We start from the raw sequence: 15353 nt of genomic DNA, 5'->3' as shown, positions 1-15353 counted from the left end.
AGCATATATGACTGACATTGACAAGCATAGAGAGGAGAGAACCATGGTTTCAAAAAATATCCTATTGATATTCACCAGCCGAATAATGTACAAGCCGATCATCTATCGTCTCGTAAAAGATTTCGATATAATCTTCAACGTATTGGAAGCAAAAATCTATCCGAAGCATGAGGGGCGGATCATTCTCGAGCTGAAGGGTCTCCAGGAGGATATGGACAAGTGCATCGAGTATCTCGAGAGTGAGGGCGTCCAGATTGAACTCCTGGCGGACATGATACGCAGAGACGAAGAAAAGTGTGTCCACTGCGGTGCCTGTACCGGCGTCTGCCGCGTCGATGCCCTGGAAGTAAACAGGGGAACCATGGAAGTGGAATTCGACCCTGAAAAATGCGTCGCCTGCGGCATGTGTATGAAGGCATGCCCGGTCAACGCCATGACGGGAACCACAATCGATCTGGATATCAAGGCCAGGTGATGCTGAAAGCCGAAGGATACCGGACCGGTGAAATTCTTTTGGAGAATGACATCTGCACTATCCTCCGCGGCACCGGAATATCCGATGGCAGCCCCGTTCAGATCCGCGTTTATAAACCAGGCTCCCCACAATGGGAGGACCGAACGGTCCTCAGGAACGATTTTGAGATAACAGCATCCCTGTCCCATATCACCGGCGTTATGCAGTATATCAAACTGCTCTTCCGGGGACAGTACCCCGCCGTCATATTTCCCGACCGGGGACTCCCCCTCAACCTGCAACTGCGGACACAGCCGTCGACACTTGAGGAACTGCTGAAAACAGCCATAAACATAGCAGACACCCTGAGACTCGTCCATGAAAACGGCATCATTCACGGCAACCTGACACCATTTAATATCTACCTGTATGACAAAACCGGCAGCGCCGCAATAACCGGTTTCTCCATGGCCCCGGCAAGGGAAATGAAAATCCCCGATGCCACGGATAGTGACGCTCCCGGAGCCTCACGTGATTATCGCGAGGATTACCATTCTCTCGGCGTTATATTCTATGAAATGTTCACGGGAGTTCTTCCCTTCACCGGCTCATCGGCCATGGGGTACTTTATACCGCCTTCGACATCGCAGGTAAAACCTCCTCATGAAATCAACAAGGCCCTTCCACTCGTGCTGTCGCAAATAATAATGAAACTCATGTCAAAAAATCCTGGAGAGAGATGCGACGACGTAAAGGGAATCATCGTCGAGTTGCAGACTATCCTTCAGTCGGCACTGGAAAACCGACATCGCACCGGCCAGGGGATCTCGATCTGGAGAGACCTGACCGTTACTTCGGGACATGACTCCCGGGGGAGGATTACCCAGAATTACTCCATCATTGAAGACGACACCCTGCGCAGGCAGGTAGAAAAAGCCCTCATCGACTCTGAAGAAAAGTACCGGAACCTTTTTGAATCGGCGAAGGACGCCATCGCCATATTCAATAAAGAGCGCATCATTGACTGCAACCAGAGCCTCTGTGATCTTTTTCATATAACGAAGGAGGCTATCGTCCGGTACGATCTTTCCAGGCTTGCCCCTGAATTTCAGCCCGAAGAAATCTCATCGGAGAAAAAACTTATCCAGCAGATTAAACTGGCCGACAAGGGCATAGCCGGACGATTCGAATGGCTTTTTCTCAGGCTTGACGGCGAACCTTTTTTCGCCGAATTGAATATCAATCCCGTGGAAATCAATAATGACCACTGTTACCAGGCCATAATCCGCGATATCTCCTACCGAAAGGAAGCGGAAAAAGCCCTGAAGGATTCGGAAACCAAGCTTCGCGCCCTAATCGAAAACAGCTCCGATATCATTTCCATTCTTGACCGAAGCGGGCTGCACATGTACGACAGCAGTCCCATCGAAAGAATTCTGGGATTCCGGCCCGAGGACATCGTGGGATCGCAGGCCCTGGACTACATCCATCCCGACGATGCATCCCGAATCAGAAAACATTTTAAACAGCTGCTGAAGCTGCCGGGTCAGATAAGGACAATGGAATTCCGCCACACTCATAAAAACGGATCATGGCATCTCATGGAATCCACGGTAAGGAACCTGCTTCATGATCCCCTTATAGGAGGCGTAGTACTCAACACACGGGACATCACGGAAAGGAAGCGTACTGAAGAGGTTCTTAAAATTTACAGCAATATTGTGTCATCCTCACAGGAACTCATGGCATTTATAGACACGAGCAGGATATTTCTGGCTGCCAATAATGCCTTCCTGCATGCCTTCAATAAAAAACGGCGTGATGTAATAAACAGATCCATTGATGCGATTTTTCACGACAACGATGAGATCAAAAATGTCTTCGCATCCAATTATGAAAACTCCCTGATCGGCAAGGCCATCCACACCATCATGTGGTACGATATTCCCGACGGAAAGCGGACCTTTTATGATTTGTCCATGCATCCCTTTATCGACAGGAATAATATCATCACCGGTGTCGTCATCAGTCTGAGGGACACGACCAGGGAACTGCAGCAGGAGATGCAGATTCTCAACGTTGGGGAAAAGGAGAGGAAAAAAATAGGCATAGAGCTTCATGACGGTCTCAGCCACGATCTTCTGGGTATTGCAATCCGCAGCAGAATGCTTGCCGAAAGGCTGCAAGACAGAAGTATGGATGAGTCCTCAGATGCAATGAAAATCGAGGAAATGATCAATAATGCCATCAACACCACGAGAAATATAGCACAGGGTGTTTTTCCTGTTAACCTGGAAAAAACAGGCTTTGACGGTCTCTTCAAAAAGATAAAAATGGACCTGGAGGAACAGCATGGTATTTCCTGCAAGGTATCCATGCATGGACAGCTCCAGATCGAAAACCAGAAAATAGCCATACACCTTCACCACATTATCCAGGAAGCTGTCATAAATATAATCAAACACTCAGGGGCCACCCGGGTACATCTTACACTGACCAATGATGACGATGACAATGTGACGCTCATCATCGGGGATGATGGCAGGGGAATTCGCGTTGACAAGGAATCAAGCACGGGAATGGGTCTCAATATCATGTACTACCGGGCGCGTCTCATCGGTGCTCAGCTCACTATTGACAGCAGTCCCGGGGGCGGTACGGAAATAATCTGTTCCTTCCGGCTCTAAAAATATTTTTTGATTGTTATTTTAAGCGCTCTGTATTCAGTATAAAAACCGTCTCATATACAATACCATAAACACTGGAACAACAAAATGAACAGGACCGTGAGAATACTGGTTATTGATGATCACCCCATTGTGCGTGATGGACTTGAACACCTCCTGGCCCGGGAGGAAGACCTGGTAATCTGCGGTTTTGCCGAGGATGCCGAGAGTGGGATGAGAACCATCAATGAAGTTCATCCCGACCTGGCTATTGTGGATATTTCCCTGAAGGCCGGAAAAAGCGGTCTTGAACTTACCAAGATGATTCATACTCAATATCCTTCCCTGCCCGTTCTCATATTATCCATGCACGATGAGTCCCTTTACGCCGAGAGAGTAATCCGTTCCGGCGCCAGGGGCTATGTAATGAAACATGAAATGACCAGCACCATCGTCAATGCCATACGACAGGTCATGGGCGGTAAAATCTTTCTTAGTGAAAAGATGACATCACGTCTCCTGGATAACCTGATGTTCGACCAGCCGCAGAAAATCACCAATCCCGTGGAAAAACTCACGGACCGGGAACTGGAGGTTTTCCGGCTCATGGGGCAAGGAACTAAAACCAGCGAAATCGCCGAAAAACTCAAAGTGAGTGTTAAAACCATCGATACACACCGGCTGCGTATAAAAAACAAGCTGAACCTGAAAAGCAGCTCTGAGCTCATCAAATTTGCCGTGGAATGGTCCGGCAATCAATGATTTCAGGCCCACCTCCTACGTGTATTTTATTTTATTCTTAAATACTTAAAAATCGGAAAATTTTTTACTCCCCTCTTGACGATAGGTAAAAAATTATATATATTCTTATTGTTAGCACTCAACGATATAGAGTGCTAACAATTAAATGAATGAATTAAATTATTTTATTTATAAAAATAATAATTAAAAAGGAGGCTTCTCATGTATACTTATAGCATATTTAATGACATGCTTTCCCCTCTTGACATTATGGATACTTTCTTCTTTGGCGAAAAAACAGGAAGAAATGCATCTAATTATCCCGTTGTGAACATGTATGAAGGCCATGATACTATTGAAATCAGGGCTCTCATACCCGGTATATCCCCCGAGAATCTGAATATGGAGCTTCATGACGAAAATCTGATTCTGAAGGGTGATAAAAAGAATGACCGCACCGAGGACACCTATCTTAGAGCGGAAAGAAGCTTTGGTTCCTTCACAAAAACCATCAGGCTTCCATTCAGGGTCAATACCGAAACGATTCAGGCAAAACTGGAGAACGGTGTTCTCAGAGTGACTCTGGAAAAAAGTGAAGAAGTGAAACCAAGAAAAATAGCGATTCAGTAAGGAGGTTCGCCATGACAAAAAACACCCATGCAAACACCAAAAGCATTGAAAATCAGGGCTGTTCCGCGGCGCCGGACGTGGATATTTATGAAAGCCCCAATGAATACATGATGAAATTCGAAATACCCGGGGTGACGCGCCAGGATCTGGCCATCACTCTTGAAAACAATGAGCTGGAGATCAGGGGCGCCGTTGACGGCAGCAGCCTCAATGATTACCGGCACATCTATTCAGAGTACGCCCTGGATAATTATTACAGAAAATTCGCCGTGGGCGACGACATCGATGCGGATAAAGTTGAAGCAAAACTGGAAAACGGCGTTCTAACCCTGACGCTGCATAAAAGGGAAGAACGCAAGCCGAGGAAGATAGAAATCCTCACGCATTAACAATGAAAAGTCAGGATAGCGTATAGTAAACGATTTTAATATGAGGCAATTGTCCGGGGACATTGCCTCTTTTTTTGCCCTTAAATTTATCCACACCTACCCTTTCGATATCAGTATTTATCTGCCTAAACCTGATTCATTCATTCCGAGAAAAATATATCCAAAAAGAAATATCCTTGATAAATTGTGAGCCTTTTTATTTTATAACTAAAATCTTAGCGGTTAAAAACAAATTTTTGAAATTTACAAAAACAAGGAGGACAATGAATGTCTAATGAAAAAGTCATGAATCGATGGTTCGTCGTTGTCGGCGCGATCTTGATTCAACTTGCACTTGGTGCAATCTATGCATGGTCAGCATTTACCAAAGTTCTTACCGATTCTAACGGTGCGTATAAATTTTCCGCTGGCCAGACAGCCTGGATCTTCTCCGCAGGCCTTTTCTTTTTTGCTCTCGTAATGGTATGGGCAGGCAGAAAACTTGCCACTATAGGCCCGCAAAAACTCGCCATGGCCGGTGGTCTGGTCCTGGGCATCGGGTATGTTCTTGCCGGACTATTCGGCAGCAGTTTCATAACCCAGCTTATTTTCATTGGCGTCATAGGCGGCTCCGGTATTGGTCTTGCCTATGTTGTACCGATAGCTGTTGGCGTTAAATGGTTCCCGGACAAAAAAGGTATGCTGACCGGTCTTGCCGTTGCCGGTTTCGGATTCGGAGCCACTATATGGGTCAAATGGGCCGGCTCATGGGGAGGCGGTCTTCTTAACAACCTCAGCCTGGCAGGACTCGATGGCACCCGCAGTGTTTTTCTCCTTTATGGAATTATTTTCGCAGCCATGGTCCTCATTGGCAGCCTCGTCATGAAAGAGCCCCCTGCAGGATGGCTTCCCGAAGGGTATACCCCGCCGAAGGCAGGCGACGCAAAAGCAAGTGGAACAGTTGATTTCGATTCAAGCGAAATGATCAAAACTCCCCAGTACTACATGCTTTTCATCACGTTTCTCTTTTCCGCCCTGGCAGGCCTCATGGTTATTTACTGTATCAAGCTCTTCGGTATTGACGCCCTTACTTATGCCAAGCTTGGCACTCTTGACCCCTCAACAGAGGGTTTCAGTGATGTCGTAAAAGCTGCCGGCGCTACGGCTGGAACCGCAATGGCATGGTATGCCATACTCAACGGCCTTGGCCGTATCGCATGGGGAACCGTATCTGACAAGATCGGCCGGAAAATGTCCCTTTTCCTCATGACCCTTTTTCAGGGAATCATCATGCTTTCTTTTTACAAGCTTGGTGCTACCGAAAATGGATTGATCATCGCCGCAAGCATCATCGGCTTCAATTTCGGCGGAAACTTTGCATTGTTCCCCGCAGCTACTGCTGATTTCTTCGGAACATCCACGGTCGGCAAAAACTATGGCTATGTATTTTTCGCATACGGTATCGCGGGAATCGTTGGTCCCCAGATAGCCGGTATTTTCAAGGATGCAGCCAAAGGAGCCACTGACCCATCTGCCTGGTTGACTCCCTTCATCATTGCCGGTGTCGCCTGTCTTCTCGGCGCAGTGATTTCAATTATCTCCAAACCGCCTAAAAAAGCATAATCGCCGCTTCACGGGCATAAAATAAAAGGGCCTCCCTGTAAAGGGGGGCCTTTTTTTCAATCCTTATGGGAGAGCCCGCGACGCCGAGACATACGGGGTCAGAGCCCTGCCATAAATTAAAATGCCGGTATATACAATGGTTTGTCAAAGAAATGCAGAGATCAATTTGAATAGTACCCGAAGATGAAAGGTATCACAATAAATTCGCCTTTCATATCTGAAGGCGCGTTCCCGAAATTCTTCGAGACCTTTATTGAGTCAACACAGGATTCATCCAGAGCCTTGTTGCCATAGGAATCGAGGATCTCCACATGGACCACCTCTCCGAAGCGATCCATGACAAAATAGAGTTTCACCTTCTGACTGGGGATAGCCATGATGCGCATTCTTCCCGGGGCATATCCACCGAAGGCCGCATTGGCCATGAGGGGGGGGTACCAGTGTGCAGCGATTTTATCCTTCATAGCCTTGAAATAGGCAAAATTTTTGAATTTTGCCGTATTATAGGAGAACATTCCTGAATTCGAATAGTAAATGGCATTCTCCAGGGTTACATCATTCTTATCCGGTATTGCTATCTGATCCCAAAAATTTTTCTGTCCCGTCGATCCCTTTTCGGGCATGAATTTACGCAACAAAGCCACAACTTCCGATTCATCATTCAGCAGAATTTTTTCTTTTGCCGAACCGCCTTTCACGGCCATGGGCGCCCTCTCACCGGATCCATCACCCTTTTTGAGCTTGAAATCCCGGGAATTATTGAGCCACCGGTCACCCTTCTTTCTGGTGATAAATCCCTTCGCCGAAGAATCCTGATCGGACAGAAGCGTTTTAGGAGTGATATCCCTTTTCCCGTCCTGGTTGACATTGACGATGATATCCCTGCCGCCGACAGTCCTGTCGCGAAAAAGACGTTCCTGCTTTCTCATATCATCCATGGCCGGCAGCATAAGGGCCATGGATATGACCATGTGCAGAAATAGTGATATTATCAACACCAGTGACAAATGTATGCTGTAGTTTTTTTCCATTTGGATCAATTCAGGATTGATACGCATTTCCGTACCTATGAGTACAAGGGCATATAATACATAAGTCCCTGCACCTCTGTATAGTTACAAAGAAATCAAGGCAACACATTTACCATGCAGCCCGGTAAATTATCATCATTCTATCAATCTATAAATGAAATGCAATTAGAAGGTTTAAAAACTATAAAATATGCAAGCAGAGGATTTCGTGATAGAGGATGACAGTACCGAAACTCATGCGGTGCTGCCTCTCCCCTTCCCTGCCGGAATTACCATACTCTACTGACAAATTTATTAATAACAAAACACGCTTTAATGACGAATTTCTCGTTTAACTGCCTGAACACAAATCCATTAAAATACCGTCCGACCGGTTTTTTTATTGACAAATATTAACATAAAATCTAATCTATACATTAATCAACCATAAAGACTTTCCCAAAGATAAAACTTCTACCAGCCCGCTTGAATCGGGCAAAAAATCTGGGGGGTACCGTTATGAAATGCTTGATAATACGTTTTTTGCCCGTAATATTCGTGATCATTTTTTTCTCAGGGACAGGACTTATCGCATCGGAACTGCACCAGGAGGACGGTATCTTTCCCAGTCACAGCGCGGAATATGCACGTACCCTTAACAGAAACGCTTCTACCGATGCCGATGCCGCCTTTTATAACCCGGCAGGCCTGGCCATGATGGAGAAAACCGGCCTGTATATCAATTTCAGCAGCCAGACCCTGCACAAGAAGCGACTCCATTCCATGGACTTCCACGATCTGGATATTTCACTGCCGAGCCTGGGAATAAATCTCAGCGGACCGACACAGTATTCCGGCGCCTATTCCAACATGGCACGGGGAAGCGTCAACGGCGATGACAGCTATTACGCTGAAGTAACGGCCCCCACCATGCCCGACTTCAATATCGTGTATAAGGGAGAGAACTGGGCGGCCTATTTATCCCTGGGTATTATGCAGGCCGCGCCGGATTTCACCTTTCCCCGGGGTCTCGCCGTGGTGGACTGGGGAAACCTTGCCATTGGTGAACAGGTAAACGCTATAAACGACTACCTGCTGGGCTCCACATTCCAGAGCTATACCTACGAATCAAGCAGCGCAGTCAGGACAGAATACTATATCGGCACGACAATGGGAGCAGCCTACCGGATATTCAAAATGCTCTCCGCCGCGGTTGGTGTCCGTTACATCTATTACACGGGCGGCCAGACAATTACAATGACAGGGGTTCAGGAAACCTTCTCAAACGTCATCGCTCAGACCCTCTTTGACGATGGAAATTCCGACTGGGATATCGAAACCACCTATACCGGTCACGGAATCGGCATCGTTTCCGGTCTGGACTTTAAACCGGTAAAGACCCTCAACATCGGTGTGCGGTATGAATATTATCTGCCCGCCATCCTGACAAAAAAGACACACAGCTTTGTTGTAAGCCCCTTGATTGAAGCAACCGGGCAACTTGATATATTCAAGGATGGCAGCGCCAACAATGATTTCAACGGGGGAGCCGGGTATGCCTCGGGTAACGGCCAGTCAACATTGAAGGTCACCTATCCCCAGTCCGTGTCCATGGGCATCTCCTACCAGGTCATCAGGAGCCTGCGATTTGAAGTGAGTGGAGATATGTACCTGAGACCGTATGTAGACCAGGACGGCATGGAAAAGGACTACAACATTGGGTATCGTGCCGGGGGCTGCATCGAATACATGCCCAACGATTATATAAAAGTAAGTACCGGGTATAGTTACAATGACACCGGCATAAAGAATGAGTATCGCAATGAAATAGATCCCCTTCTTCTCAGCCACACCATCGGGGCCGGGGTCGGCATAAAGGTGAACGAGTCTCTTGAAGTGAATATGGGCATCCAGTATGTCCTTTATATGAATGCCACGGTAAATCAGGTAATTCCCGTCACTTCGACAATGGAAATTGCGGGAATTCCCGTTGAGGTCAATTCAACCAGCTATATCAGAAAAGAATTTGCCGAAGAGACTTATATAATCGCCTTTGGTGTTACCTATCGCATGTTCGGTGATTCCGGGAAAAAAGAAGGAGAGGATAAAAAAGCGAAGTTACAGCTGTAAGAAAATCCTGATAAATCATTATTAAAAATAGAATACGCCATGGCTTCCGTGTAATGGAACAGGCACAAAAAAGGGGCGCCTCTTCGAAGGCGCCCCTTTTTTCTTTTATTGAGTTTGATATTATTTTTCCGCTTCTTCCTCGAGCTGCTTTTTCCGGGCAGCGATGATATTTTCCGCTTCCTTGCCGGAAATGGGATCGTAATGCGAGAAGGCCATTTCAAAGGACGCCTTTCCCTGGGTCATGGAACGCAGATCAATGCTGTATCTCATCATCTCGGAAAGAGGAACCGTTGCCTTGATGACGGAAACGCTGCCGCTCGACTCCTCGGCACTGTCCATGCCCAGAACCCTGCCGCGCCGGCTGGTGATATCGCTGAGGATATCACCCATGAAATTCTTATCAACAAAGATGCTGACATTCATGATGGGCTCCAGAAGCTGCGGACCGGCATTTTCCATGCCCTGCTTAAAGGCCTGGCGAGCAGCTATCCTGAAAGCCATCTCCGACGAGTCAACATCATGGTACTTACCGTCAAAGAGGTCTACGGCCACGTCAACAACGGGGAATTTTCCCAGCACGCCCTCATCCAGTCCGTCAATGATGCCCTTTTCAACGCCGGGTATGTACTGCTTCGGCACGGAACCGCCAAAAATGGATTCGGAAAATTTAAAACCCACTCCCCGGGGCTGCGGCTCCACGCGGATAAAAACCTCGCCGAACTGCCCGTGTCCGCCCGATTGTTTCTTGTGGCGGTAATGGGACTCGGTTTTTTTGGTGATGGTTTCCCTGAAGGGCACCCGGGGAACCCTCGTCTTCACATCAAGCTTGTTCTTTTCCCTGACGTTCTCCAGGATGATTCCCAGCTGAAGCTCACCCATGCCCGAGAGCACTGTCTCCCGCGTCTCGGCATTATATGCATATTTCAGCGTCGGGTTCTCATCGGTGATTTTATGGAAAAACTGGCCTATCTTGTCCACGTCACTCTTGTTCACGGGCTCCACGGCATAGGAATACAGGGGATTCGGCAGTTTTATGACCGGAAGGACAACGCTTTTCGCCGCATCGCAGAGAGTGTCGCCCGTGGATGTTTTATCGAGCTTGACCACTACGCCGATATCTCCGGCAACGATTGACGGCATATCATACTGTTTGCTGCCCACCATGGAATACAGTTTGGTGAGACGCTCCCTGGCGTTTTTCGTGCTGTTTTGAACATCCGTGTCGGGGTAGAGGGTGCCTGATATGATCTTCAGGTAGTTGAAACGGCCGGCATATTGGTCAATATAGGTCTTCCATACAACGGCGACCAGCGAGCCATCGGACTTAAGCGCAACGGGTATTGCCGTTTCCTTATCTCCCATCTTGTGGCCTTTAAATTCCTTCCCCACGGCCGGTGCAGGAGCATAATCCTTGATAATACGGAGAAGGGTCTTTATCCCTATTACCTTCTCTGACGATCCGCATATGACCGTTGTCAGTTTGGCATCCCTGAGCTGAGCCCTCAGGCCGCGCTTGATCTCATCTTCGGTAAGCATCTCGCCTTCAAGAAATTTTTCGATAAGGGCGTCATCGCTCTCAGCGGCCATTTCCATGAGCTTTCCTTTCTCATCCTCGGCCTTGTCCTTATACTCGGCAGGGATGTCGGCCACGGTGACGGTCTTCCCGTCGCCCTTGGGTGTCAAGAGCTTCATGTCTATTATATCGACAACACCGTTAAAATTTGCGCCCTCACCCTGGGGAATAGTGAGCGAGGCCACGGTGACACCCAGGTTGCTTTTCAGGTTCTGCAGGACAGCTTCATAACCGGCGCGTTCCTTATCCATTTTATTGACAAAAATAATCCGTGGTATATTGTTCTCTTTCAGGTATCGCCAGGCCTTTTCGGTCTCGATCTGAACTCCGTCTACGGAATCCACAACGAGAATGGCGCATTCGGCAGCCTGCAGCGCCGCCCGGGATTCGCCAATAAAATCGGCCGTTCCGGGAGTGTCAAGAATGTTGATTTTGACATCATCCATTTCAATAAATCCCATGGCACTTCTGATGGAAATTTTACGTTTCTTCTCATCTTCATCGAAATCAGAGGCCAGTGTGCCGGCATCGACGCTTCCCATTTTATCAAGTTTACCGCCGACAAAAAGCATGGCATCCAGAAGTGTCGATTTTCCCGTTCCATTATGGCCGATAATCGCCACGTTTCTGATCTGCTCAGTTTTGTACTCTTTAATCATTAGCTTTCCTCCTAGAAAAGATCCGGATATATCAACCCCCCCCGATATTCCTGAAAACCGGTGATGATTATATATGTACGGGTTGAAAAGAATCTAATTACTCAGTAACTGTTATACGACATACCGTGGATTACACTCTGCAAAAGTATGTGGTTATAAGCGTTATAAGAGCTGAATATATTACCAATTCTGTGAAAATACAATTGTCCTTTAAATTTGTAAAGTATTTTTAAGGACAAATAGAATTGACTAATAAATATTTTATTGATAAAATAACACTTTCACTGCACTTTAAAGAAATTTATTAAAGAGTTTGCTAGAATCCTGAAAAATCAGCCATACTGCCATGGCGGATCAGTAACCAGGACGGAAATGGAGATACAATGCGGCGCTTACTGACAGTTGCCTCCCTTTTATTATGTTTTATTTCATATACGACCGACAGCCTTTTTGCCGCCGCCTACGAGGCATCGACGCTGCACAATGCTGTTGCGCGCAGCGAGAATGTCCAGTCCCTTTTCGTGGACCGGTGGTCCCTCATACAGGAAAACAACTGGAACCTGGATTTTTTCGGCAGGATAAACTGGGTCCCTGATTTTCAGGTATATGACGTCGACGCATCGGGTGATAAAACGGCCGTAAATATGCGTCTCATCCGTACCTACGGCGGTTTTACCTATCTTCACAATTTTGGGAAGGAAAAGACCGGCGGGGGGATGCTGGAGCCGGGACGTATCAGGGCGGGGTTTACTACCATCGGCTACCATTACGGACTGACGCGCTCAGTGGAAATAGACCGGGGCTCTGCCGGAAACGATACAGTCACCGATTACAAGTACACCCAGTTTTTTGATGACATCTTCGCCGCTTCCTTTATCTGGGAACCCTATGGATATTTCCACGGCGGCATCATTGTCAACAACCAGATCAAGCCCAATGACGACGGCACCATGAGCTATTTTAATTCGACCCGCCTGAAGGCCCGGTACTTCATTAATTTCAATATCCTGTTTTTTCTGGACAGCAATATGATCTTCGACAATGGATCCATTGACTCCATGGAAATACAGGTCAACGCCAACATGCTCTACGGTTTTTTTGCCGGTCCTCTACATCCCCTGGTGCCGGAAACCACCGTGGGATTTAAAATGATCGGAGCCTACAATGACGAGCCCTATGACGCGGTCTGGGTTAACCAGACCATAGATGATCCTCTCTATAAAAAAGAATCGGCACATCTCTTTCTCTACTCCCTTGGCCTTAAAGAAAAACTCTTCAACCGCCTCTACCTTGAAACGTATCTCGAATTCCAGAGCCATTCCGGGACACTCATCGATAAGCGTACTGAAGAAAAACTGTCTTTCAGTCCCGTACGGACCTTTTCCTGTTCCCTGGGATATGATTTTTTCCACGAGTATCCCCGGTCGCAGCTCATCCCGAAAATCGGCTACAGCAGCTTCTGGGACCCGGCTGTTGGGGTTCACGGCGAATCAGTACGGTACCGGGCCCAGGGCATGTTTTTCTCGCTGTACTTTCAGTCCCTGATTATGGGCAATGACATAAGCGCCGAATTTCGCACATCCTATAACGATGCAGCGCAATTGAACAAACTGGTGGAAACCGTGGACAAAGTAAACCTGGAACTGCAGCTGACCTACTCCTTTAATTCATCGACGGTGTTCAGGGACACCGGGGACCCCTTTGACACAAAAGAAGAGCTGGCCAGGGGTGAAACAAAAGAAGAGACCCCAAAGAACACTGAAGGGAACGTTAAGGAGCCTGCGGAGATACAGCCATGAAAGGACCACAAATCATCAAATCTCTGAGTTTCACCGTCGCACTGTGTATGCTTTCATGCAGCTATGGCATGGATGCACTGGAAGGCCTCATTACCAAGCGTGCCAGCTTTTCCATCGAGGCTGAGTATTCCGGAGGATTTGTCACCGTCACCTGGGACGAGTCGCCCAGCACCAATTGCTTCGCGGGAAATGAAATTTACATGACCACTGAGCCCTATAATGAATATAGCAACTATGTAGTTATCGCCGCTCCATATGCGCTTGATTCAGGGATCGTATTTCCACCCAATGTTCCTTTTATTGAAAACCTTGCTCTGAGCAATCTGGGCTTCCACAGCATCGCTGTAAATGTATCATCCGTACCCACCGGCATATATTACTTCCGTGTCGGACAGGTTTTCTATGAAGAAGAAAAACTTCCCGATGGTTCGAAACAATGCTATACCGACGGTCAATTTAATTATGAAGACCACGCCACCCTGGACGCCATCAGCGGATACCGGGGCGTGGCCATTCCCTGAAATCTACCGGCTCTTCAGATATCCTTCAATGCGGTCCAGGCCTTCCCTGATATTCTCAATGGAGTTGGCATAGGAAAAGCGCAGGAATCCCTCACCGCCGGAGCCGAAATCCACTCCCGGCGTGACTCCCACCTTCACCGCATCCAGTATTTTAAAGGCCTCGGCGTATGAATCGGTGCAGAAGGCCCGGGCGTCGGCGAAGACATAGAAGGCGCCCGTGGGTTCCGTATGAATGATGAAACCCATATCGCGCAGGCGGCCTATCATGTATTTGCGCCGTTCATTATAGTGGCGCTTCATCATTTCCAGGTCGGGGCCCACCTCCGTCAGGGCGGCGATACCGGCGAGCTGCACGAAGCTGTTGGCCGAGATCATGAAGTTCTGGTGTATCCGCTCCATGACGCCGTTAAATTCCCTGGGAAAAATAACGTATCCAAGGCGCCAGCCCGTCATGGCATAGAGCTTGGAGAAACCGTTTATGACAAAGGCATTCTTCGTGAATTCCAGAATGGAGTGAGCCTTCCCTTCGTAGACAAGGCCGTGGTATATCTCGTCGGAAAGAATGTACTGGTGGTCGAATTGGGCAATATCCTGCAGGTTTTTTTCCGTCATGACGATTCCCGTGGGATTGGAGGGGGAGTTAATGATGATGCCCCTTGTCCGGGGCGAGATAAGCTTCTCTATTTCTTCAGGCCGGTACTGAAACCCGTCCTGGGGACGCGTTTTTATATCTACGACGCGGCCCCCTGCGGCCTCGACGAAATTGGGATAACAGGCATAATGCGGGTTTGAAAGGATGATCTCCTCGCCCTTTTCCACCAGGGAAAGCATGGTGAGAAGCATGGCCGGTGATGTTCCCGATGTAACCAGTATCTGGTCCGGCGATATGGTTACGCCGTATTCCGCGTAATAGTGCCGGCATATGGCCTCGCGGAGTTCCATCATGCCCATGGCATGGGTATAGTGCGTCTTCCCGGTCCTGATGGCCTCTATGGCCGCGTCCTGTATCGCTTTCGGCGTATCGAAGTCGGGCTCTCCCACTTCCAGGTGGACGACATTTTCTCCTGCCTTTTCCAGCTCCTGCGCCCGGGCCATGACGTCCATGACCATGAATGATGTTACGTGTTCCGCCCTGTCTGAAATCATGAATTACTACTCCCTGTCGTTATCCGCACCTGG

Annotated in this window: 12 protein-coding genes; 9 read left to right on the top strand and 3 right to left on the bottom strand. The window is 47.9% G+C overall.

The features are described from left to right. The first annotated feature begins 43 nt into the window (after positions 1-43). The 6 genes from CVV44_13040 to CVV44_13015 all read left to right on the top strand — a co-directional run bounded on the left by CVV44_13040 (position 44) and on the right by CVV44_13015 (position 6482). Entirely contained in the window at positions 44-475 is a 432-nt protein-coding gene (locus CVV44_13040) for a (Fe-S)-binding protein (GenBank protein PKL38087.1), read from the top strand. Further along, on the top strand, positions 388-3141 hold the full coding sequence (locus CVV44_13035; protein ID PKL38086.1) for a hypothetical protein: 2754 nt from the start codon (positions 388-390) through the stop codon (positions 3139-3141). Before CVV44_13040 ends, CVV44_13035 begins: the two co-directional genes overlap by 88 nt. 87 nt (positions 3142-3228) lie before the next feature. Further along, the gene (locus CVV44_13030; protein PKL38085.1) at positions 3229-3882 is read left to right on the top strand and encodes a DNA-binding response regulator; all 654 of its coding nucleotides are present in this window, start codon (positions 3229-3231) and stop codon (positions 3880-3882) included. A gap of 201 nt (positions 3883-4083) precedes the next feature. Next, on the top strand, positions 4084-4491 hold the full coding sequence (locus tag CVV44_13025) for a hypothetical protein (protein ID PKL38084.1): 408 nt from the start codon (positions 4084-4086) through the stop codon (positions 4489-4491). A gap of 11 nt (positions 4492-4502) precedes the next feature. Then, positions 4503-4880 carry a heat-shock protein Hsp20 gene (locus CVV44_13020; GenBank protein PKL38083.1) on the top strand — a complete coding sequence of 126 codons (378 nt, stop codon included), beginning with the start codon at positions 4503-4505 and terminating at the stop codon, positions 4878-4880. Positions 4881-5147: 267 nt separating this feature from the next. After that, positions 5148-6482 (top strand): MFS transporter, encoded by a 1335-nt coding sequence (locus CVV44_13015; protein PKL38082.1) that lies wholly within the window; start codon positions 5148-5150, stop codon positions 6480-6482. Between the two features lie 161 nt (positions 6483-6643). On the opposite strand, the gene CVV44_13010 is transcribed toward CVV44_13015, so the two are convergent. Then, on the bottom strand, positions 6644-7513 hold the full coding sequence (locus CVV44_13010) for a hypothetical protein (protein ID PKL38081.1): 870 nt from the start codon (positions 7511-7513) through the stop codon (positions 6644-6646). Between the two features lie 498 nt (positions 7514-8011). On the opposite strand from CVV44_13010, the gene CVV44_13005 reads away from it, so the two are divergent. Beyond that, entirely contained in the window at positions 8012-9622 is a 1611-nt protein-coding gene (locus CVV44_13005; protein PKL38080.1) for a hypothetical protein, read from the top strand. A gap of 120 nt (positions 9623-9742) precedes the next feature. On the opposite strand, the gene CVV44_13000 is transcribed toward CVV44_13005, so the two are convergent. Then, positions 9743-11854, bottom strand: a complete 2112-nt coding sequence (locus CVV44_13000) for an elongation factor G (protein ID PKL38079.1) — start codon at positions 11852-11854, stop codon at positions 9743-9745. A 383-nt stretch (positions 11855-12237) separates the two neighbouring features. Between CVV44_13000 and CVV44_12995 the strand changes: the two genes are divergently transcribed. Both CVV44_12995 and CVV44_12990 read left to right on the top strand, forming a co-directional pair. Then, positions 12238-13653 (top strand): hypothetical protein, encoded by a 1416-nt coding sequence (locus CVV44_12995; protein ID PKL38078.1) that lies wholly within the window; start codon positions 12238-12240, stop codon positions 13651-13653. Further along, positions 13650-14174: a hypothetical protein gene (locus tag CVV44_12990; GenBank protein ID PKL38077.1), complete on the top strand. Its 525-nt coding sequence runs from the start codon at positions 13650-13652 to the stop codon at positions 14172-14174. Before CVV44_12995 ends, CVV44_12990 begins: the two co-directional genes overlap by 4 nt. 3 nt (positions 14175-14177) lie before the next feature. Here CVV44_12990 and CVV44_12985 read toward each other — a convergent pair whose 3' ends face one another. Further along, positions 14178-15320: an aspartate aminotransferase gene (locus CVV44_12985; protein PKL38076.1), complete on the bottom strand. Its 1143-nt coding sequence runs from the start codon at positions 15318-15320 to the stop codon at positions 14178-14180. Positions 15321-15353 lie beyond the last annotated feature (33 nt).

Source organism: Spirochaetae bacterium HGW-Spirochaetae-1 (assembly GCA_002839375.1).
Lineage (GTDB): Bacteria > Spirochaetota > UBA4802 > UBA4802 > UBA5550 > PGXY01.
The sequence above is the reverse complement of the archived record's forward strand: the minus strand, read 5'-3'. Positions and strand labels throughout refer to the sequence as shown.

What these genes read in the sequence shown, in the direction of transcription:
- CVV44_13040 (PKL38087.1), top strand. Translation starts at nt 44, where the DNA reads ATGGTTTCAAAAAATATCCTATTGATATTCACCAGCCGAATAATGTAC.
- CVV44_13035 (PKL38086.1), top strand. Translation starts at nt 388, where the DNA reads ATGCGTCGCCTGCGGCATGTGTATGAAGGCATGCCCGGTCAACGCCAT.
- CVV44_13030 (PKL38085.1), top strand. Translation starts at nt 3,229, where the DNA reads ATGAACAGGACCGTGAGAATACTGGTTATTGATGATCACCCCATTGTG.
- CVV44_13025 (PKL38084.1), top strand. Translation starts at nt 4,084, where the DNA reads ATGTATACTTATAGCATATTTAATGACATGCTTTCCCCTCTTGACATT.
- CVV44_13020 (PKL38083.1), top strand. Translation starts at nt 4,503, where the DNA reads ATGACAAAAAACACCCATGCAAACACCAAAAGCATTGAAAATCAGGGC.
- CVV44_13015 (PKL38082.1), top strand. Translation starts at nt 5,148, where the DNA reads ATGTCTAATGAAAAAGTCATGAATCGATGGTTCGTCGTTGTCGGCGCG.
- CVV44_13010 (PKL38081.1), bottom strand. Translation starts at nt 7,513, where the DNA reads ATGGAAAAAAACTACAGCATACATTTGTCACTGGTGTTGATAATATCA.
- CVV44_13005 (PKL38080.1), top strand. Translation starts at nt 8,012, where the DNA reads ATGAAATGCTTGATAATACGTTTTTTGCCCGTAATATTCGTGATCATT.
- CVV44_13000 (PKL38079.1), bottom strand. Translation starts at nt 11,854, where the DNA reads ATGATTAAAGAGTACAAAACTGAGCAGATCAGAAACGTGGCGATTATC.
- CVV44_12995 (PKL38078.1), top strand. Translation starts at nt 12,238, where the DNA reads ATGCGGCGCTTACTGACAGTTGCCTCCCTTTTATTATGTTTTATTTCA.
- CVV44_12990 (PKL38077.1), top strand. Translation starts at nt 13,650, where the DNA reads ATGAAAGGACCACAAATCATCAAATCTCTGAGTTTCACCGTCGCACTG.
- CVV44_12985 (PKL38076.1), bottom strand. Translation starts at nt 15,320, where the DNA reads ATGATTTCAGACAGGGCGGAACACGTAACATCATTCATGGTCATGGAC.